The organism is Moorena sp. SIO2C4, from assembly GCF_010672485.1.
GTDB classification, from domain to species: Bacteria; Cyanobacteriota; Cyanobacteriia; order Cyanobacteriales; family Coleofasciculaceae; genus Moorena; species Moorena producens.
On record NZ_JAAHGN010001221.1, the window covers coordinates 1 to 2061 of the forward strand.

The following is a 2061-nucleotide window of genomic DNA, read 5'->3' on the forward strand; positions in this document are numbered from 1 at the left end:
TAGGGAATAGGGAACAGGGAAGAGAGTGTTGGGAGATGGGTTAGTGTGGCTAGTGTGGGGAGAGCGAAGAAGTAGTTTTCGATAATTGGGTATAGTTAAAGACATTTTTATGACCCCGACTCCCAGGGAATGCGCGTTCACGCTTAGCTTTAAAAAAGTGCGGGGTCGCACCGCTCCCGACTCCCGACTCCCTAGGCTGCTATAACTAAATAATTTAATTAGCTTCTAAAAATTGCTGTTTAAATTGGTAAAATTTAATTTTAGCATAAATATTTTTCAAGTGCTTCTTAACCGTGTTGAGAGTAATGAGCAATTCATCAGCAATCTCCTGATAGCTGTAATCAGCACGACGCAGTAACCAAACTTCGGCCTCACGAGGAGTCAAGTCATATTTATTCACCTCTGCGATCGCAAAACTCCCAGCATATTGATCGTGATTTTCTAGTGTTACTAAAATGCAGGGATTTTCAAAGGAGTCTAAGGTGAGCTTAACGGCTCGAATCCGAAAAGATGTTGAGGGTTCAGTAATAATTTCAGACTCGATAATTATTGACTGATTTGGATATAACTCACAGCTGTCGAGCACAGCTTGGCAAACACGCCTGATTTCTTTGGGAACAACGTTAGATTTTGACCTATCCACTGCCAGTTGAGCACAAATAAAGCGACCATAGCAATTGCTATGAACTAACTCTCCCTGAGCGTTCAGAATCAAGACACCATCCATTAATCCTTCTACTACCCCTTGTAAGAGAACACCGTTAAACTGTCTTACCTGAGTATTCATCCTCTAGACCTATGTGAACGTTACGAATCTGCAACAGAGCAGGTACCTACTACAGGTACCTACTACAAGTCCCTACTACAGGTTCCTACTACAATCCATAGGTGTAGCGGCTTTGAGCTTATGCAGTTAGCTATCCAGTTCTGGTATCACTTGTTCATTTGAGGGCGTCAGTGTTGAGTTGTAAGCATATGCGCTACGCGCAGGCTACGCCAACAGCAGTCAGCGGTCAGCGGTCAGTGGTCAGCGGTCAGTGGTCAGCGGTCAGTGGTCAGCGGTCAGTGGTCAGCCTTGTGGGGCAGGCTTCGACGCATCGGACCTAACCCATAAGCTGATAGCTGATAGCTGATAGCTGATAGTTGATAGCTGATAGCTGATAGCTGATAGCTGATAGCTGATAGCTGAATGCTGAATGCTTACCTCAGCACTAGTGTTATTCATTGAAAATCTAGAAACTGAGTTAGAAAAGGGAGTATAAAAAAACTAATAAGGATAATTAAAATCATGAATAACTTTAATGTCAAGCTATCTTCCTGTTCGAATTCATTCCCTGTCGAGTTAACGATGTTTTGAAAAATGGAATTATCTAAGGGCTTCTTCCACCATGGTCTTTTTTGTCTTTTTCGTGGATGTTTTTCTGTTTGAGTCATTGGCACTTGGGTATTAGTATTCGTAAGTTTTGATCTTAGCTTAGTCATGGAATATATCTTATTCAAAATCACTCCTACCTTAAATAATATTTTTGGATAGCGAAACTATAGTAAAACCAAACTAGTATTGACGGTAAAAACCACGGAATCAATACTAATGCTGAGATATAAACCTGCAATACAAATAATCCGTATATTCCTGTTATACTTCCCAAGGTTAATACCTGTTCATGTCGCTGTAGTAATGTTTTTTTGACCAGGATAATAGTAGTCCATTTTCCTAGGAATGCCCCTAGAAAAATAACCCAATGATCAGGAATAAAAACTACCCGATGCTGCCGGATTATATGGTGAACCATATAAGCAAATACTTCTCCTCTAGTTAATACTTCGAGGCACTGCTTTAGATCCTGTTCAACAGGTTGATAGTAATGGCACCAATAGCCAGCAACTGACGGAAAGTAAAAGTCATCTTCGGTGTCATTGTAGTCACCATGGGTAATGATAACAACTTGCTGCATCACATGGTGTTGGAGTTCTGGATTAGGCACAGGAAAATTGAGAAGTTCCTTAGCTGTAATAGATTTGTAAACTTGTCTAGGAGGAATAGAAAAGTCAATAATGGAA

At 40.8% G+C, this 2061-nt stretch carries 3 protein-coding genes and 1 pseudogene; 1 reads left to right on the forward strand and 3 read right to left on the reverse strand.

Annotation, left to right across the window (positions count from 1 at the left end):
* Positions 1-214: 214 nt before the first annotated feature.
* A complete protein-coding gene (locus F6K20_RS35835) occupies positions 215-787 on the reverse strand; it encodes a helix-turn-helix transcriptional regulator (protein WP_008178483.1) in 573 nt (190 codons plus the stop codon).
* Positions 788-975: 188 nt separating this feature from the next.
* Here F6K20_RS35835 and F6K20_RS35840 point away from each other — a divergent pair, with 188 nt between their 5' ends.
* A complete protein-coding gene (locus F6K20_RS35840) occupies positions 976-1107 on the forward strand; it encodes a hypothetical protein (RefSeq protein WP_267871970.1) in 132 nt (43 codons plus the stop codon).
* Here the strand turns inward: F6K20_RS35840 and F6K20_RS35845 are convergent.
* Both F6K20_RS35845 and F6K20_RS35850 read right to left on the reverse strand, forming a co-directional pair.
* Complete coding sequence (locus F6K20_RS35845; RefSeq protein WP_008178482.1) at positions 1070-1225, reverse strand: hypothetical protein; 156 nt, start codon at positions 1223-1225, stop codon at positions 1070-1072. The two genes, F6K20_RS35840 and F6K20_RS35845, sit on opposite strands and share 38 nt — an antisense overlap.
* 283 nt (positions 1226-1508) lie before the next feature.
* A pseudogene (locus tag F6K20_RS35850) lies at positions 1509-2061 on the reverse strand (hypothetical protein); the annotation flags it as partial.

Coding starts and splice junctions, on each gene's coding strand:
- F6K20_RS35835 (WP_008178483.1), bottom strand. CDS start 787: ATGAATACTCAGGTAAGACAGTTTAACGGTGTTCTCTTACAAGGGGTA.
- F6K20_RS35840 (WP_267871970.1), top strand. CDS start 976: ATGCGCTACGCGCAGGCTACGCCAACAGCAGTCAGCGGTCAGCGGTCA.
- F6K20_RS35845 (WP_008178482.1), bottom strand. CDS start 1,225: ATGAATAACACTAGTGCTGAGGTAAGCATTCAGCATTCAGCTATCAGC.